At 70.5% G+C, this 3064-nt stretch carries 3 protein-coding genes and 2 pseudogenes; 1 reads left to right on the top strand and 4 read right to left on the bottom strand.

Translation table 11 applies throughout. From position 1 onward, the window contains the following. The 4 genes and pseudogenes from PROKR_RS34190 to rplU form a co-directional block, all read right to left on the bottom strand. A pseudogene (locus PROKR_RS34190) lies at nt 1–159 on the bottom strand (glutamate 5-kinase); the annotation flags it as partial. A gap of 213 nt (nt 160–372) precedes the next feature. Further along, a complete protein-coding gene (gene obgE / locus PROKR_RS07160; protein WP_036961238.1) occupies nt 373–1890 on the bottom strand; it encodes a GTPase ObgE in 1518 nt (505 codons plus the stop codon). 107 nt (nt 1891–1997) lie between these two features. Next, nucleotides 1998–2255, bottom strand: a complete 258-nt coding sequence (gene rpmA / locus PROKR_RS07155) for a 50S ribosomal protein L27 (protein WP_036961235.1) — start codon at nt 2253–2255, stop codon at nt 1998–2000. 87 nt (nt 2256–2342) lie between these two features. Next, nucleotides 2343–2651 (bottom strand): 50S ribosomal protein L21, encoded by a 309-nt coding sequence (gene rplU, locus PROKR_RS07150; RefSeq protein ID WP_020013783.1) that lies wholly within the window; start codon nt 2649–2651, stop codon nt 2343–2345. A gap of 277 nt (nt 2652–2928) precedes the next feature. Here rplU and PROKR_RS37815 point away from each other — a divergent pair. After that, nucleotides 2929–3064: pseudogene (locus PROKR_RS37815) on the top strand (protein-L-isoaspartate carboxylmethyltransferase); the annotation flags it as partial.

Below are 3064 nucleotides of genomic sequence, written 5' to 3'. Positions count from 1 at the left end.
CGCCTGCCGGGCGGCCAGCACCTCGACGACCCCGCGCAGTGCCCCGACGTCGAGATGCCCGTCCGGGCCGGTCAGCGACGAGGAGCCGATCTTCACCACGACGCGCCGCGCGGCCGCGACCGCGGCCCGCGGGCCCGGGACCGGCGGGGCGTCCTTGATGTCCGGAGCGTCCTGACGGTTGACCGAGGGATCGAGGGAGTTCACACCTCATCCTCTCCGGAGCGGTGCCCCGGACGCTCGCTCATTCCACGAGCCGGGCACCCGACCCGGACGGGTCAGACGTACAGGTCGCCAGAGGCGACCTGTAGGTCCGACACGGACCAGGCTCTGCCTGTCTGCCGACTGAGCCTGTCCGCCGACTGAACCTGCGGCTCAGTCGGCGTCGGGGTCCGTCCAGTGGCCCGCCTCGCGCTCCGTCCACAGCTCACGCCGCGCCTCGGCCTTGGCGTCCATGCGCTCGGTGAACTCGCGGCGCTTGTCGCCGCGCGTGGGTCGCTCGTTCTGGTCGAGCCGCAGGTCGGTGCCACGGCCGCCCAGCAGCTCGGCGCCGGTCTGCAGCGTGGGCTCCCAGTCGAAGACGACGGCGTTGTCCGGGTCACCGATGCGCACCTCGTCGCCCGCGACGGCGCCCGCCTTGAACAGCCCGTCCTCGACGCCGAGCTTGGCGAGCCGGTCCGCGAGGAAGCCGACGGCCTCGTCGTTGTTGAAGTCGGTCTGCTTCACCCAGCGCTCCGGCTTGGTGCCGCGGACCTCGAACCAGTAGGCGGTCTCGCCGCCGAGCCGGCGCACGGTGAACTTCGACTCGTTCACGGGGCGCGGGCGCAGCACGATCGGCGCGGCCTCCGGCGCGGGGGCCTCCGCACGGGCCTTCTCCACGACCTCGGCCAGGGCGAACTTCAGCTCGCGCAGACCCTCGTGGGACGCCGTCGAGATCTCGAAGACGCGCAGCCCGCGCGCCTCCAGGTCGGCCTTCACGAAGTCCGCGAGCTCGCGCGCCTCGGGCACGTCGATCTTGTTGAGCACCACGAGGCGCGGACGCTCGGCGAGCGGCACGCGGCCGCCCGCGATGCCGATGTCGCCCGAGTAGGCGGCGAGCTCGGCCTCGATCACGTCGAGGTCGCTGATCGGGTCGCGGCCCGGTTCCAGCGTGGCGCAGTCCAGCACGTGCACGATCATCGCCGTGCGCTCGATGTGCCGCAGGAACTCCAGGCCCAGGCCCTTGCCCTCGCTGGCACCAGGGATCAGGCCCGGCACGTCGGCCACGGTGTACCGCGACTGGTCCGCCTGGACCACGCCGAGGTTCGGGACCAGCGTCGTGAACGGGTAGTCGGCGATCTTGGGGCGCGCGGCCGAGATCGCGGCGATCAGCGACGACTTGCCCGCGCTCGGGAAGCCCACCAGCGCGACATCGGCGATGGTCTTGACCTCGAGCTCGACCTCCGCGGTCTCGCCCTCCTCGCCGAGCAGCGCGAAGCCCGGGGCCTTGCGCTTCGGCGACGACAGCGCGCGGTTGCCGAGCCCGCCCTTGCCGCCCGCGGCGACGACGTACTCGGCGCCCTCGCCCACGAGGTCGGCCAGCACGTTGCCGTCCAGGTCCTTGACGACGGTACCGTCCGGCACGGTCAGGACGAGGTCGCCACCGTTGGCGCCGTCCCGGTCGTCGCCCATCCCCTGGGTGCCCGACGTTGCCCGCCGGTGCGGCGAGTGGTGGTACTCGAGCAGGGTGGTCGTGTTGGCGTCGACGACGAGCTTCACCGTGCCGCCGTCACCGCCGTTGCCGCCGTCGGGGCCCGCCAGGGGCTTGAACTTCTCCCGGCGGATCGAGGCGCAGCCGTTCCCGCCGTTACCGCCGGCGGCATGCAGAACCACCCGGTCCACGAAGCTGGCCATGTCTCGATCCTCTCAGGTACTGCTCAGGTGGAGCGGCCGGGCCGCTCATGAAAAAGCGTAAGGGGGCGCACCGTCGACGGTGCGCCCCCTTACGCGGAAGCCGAAGCTCAGACCTCGGCGGCGACGATGTCGATGACCTTGCGGCCACGACGGGTGCCGAACTGGACGGCGCCGGCGTCGAGGGCGAACAGGGTGTCGTCCTTGCCGCGGCCGACGTTCACGCCGGGGTGGAAGTGGGTGCCGCGCTGGCGGACGATGATCTCGCCGGCCTTGACGACCTGGCCACCGAACCGCTTCACGCCGAGGCGCTGGGCGTTGGAGTCACGACCGTTGCGCGAGGAGCTCGCGCCCTTCTTGTGTGCCATCTGGCTGACCTGTCTTTCGGGACGAAGGAGAAGAAGAAGTATCTGGCTCGCGCGGGCTCACTCGGCAGAGGAGGCCCGCAGCGGAAGTCACTTGATGCCGGTGACCTTGACGCGGGTCAGCGACTGGCGGTGGCCCTGACGCTTGCGGTAACCGGTCTTGTTCTTGTACTTGAGGATCGTGATCTTGGGACCCTTCTCGTCCCGCACGACCTCAGCGGTGACCTTGACCTTCGCGAGCTTCTTCGCGTCGGTGGTCACCTTCTCCCCGTCCACCAGCAGCAGGGCCGGGAGCTCAACGGTCTCACCAGCTGCCGCCTGGACACGGTCCATGACGACGATGGTCCCGACGGACACCTTTTCCTGGCGGCCACCGGCCTTGACGATCGCGTACACCACGTTCAACTCATCTCTCTAGTCTTGGCGTGCGCGCACGACGGATCTCACCGGCTTTGCTGTGACTCGCTCCGCCGCGGCGGTCGAGTGCGGTGCGCCATGGGCACGCAGGACGGGTGCGCAGACAGCACACCGAAGATCAAGGTTACGCGATGCTCTCAGCGGGTTCAAACCGGTGGCCGCGTGGTCTTGCCCACGGTCGACCGCCCACACGGGCCCGCGACAGCGCACATGGCGATCTGCCTGGGGCTGTGCCTAACCTGGGTTCAGGTGATACGTGATGGTTTCCGAGCCGGCCGCCGAGCACGACGACATCGCCCGAGCGATGCGCGCCGTACCCCGCCGCGACTTCCTGCCCCGCTCGCAGCGCCCGTTCGCGGGCCAGGACCAGCCGCTGCCGATCGGCCGCGGCCAGA

The sequence above is a fragment of the Promicromonospora kroppenstedtii DSM 19349 genome (assembly GCF_000515355.1).
GTDB classification, from domain to species: Bacteria; Actinomycetota; Actinomycetes; order Actinomycetales; family Cellulomonadaceae; genus Promicromonospora; species Promicromonospora kroppenstedtii.
Note: the sequence above shows the minus strand (reverse complement) of the source record. Positions and strands in the feature narration are given on the sequence as shown.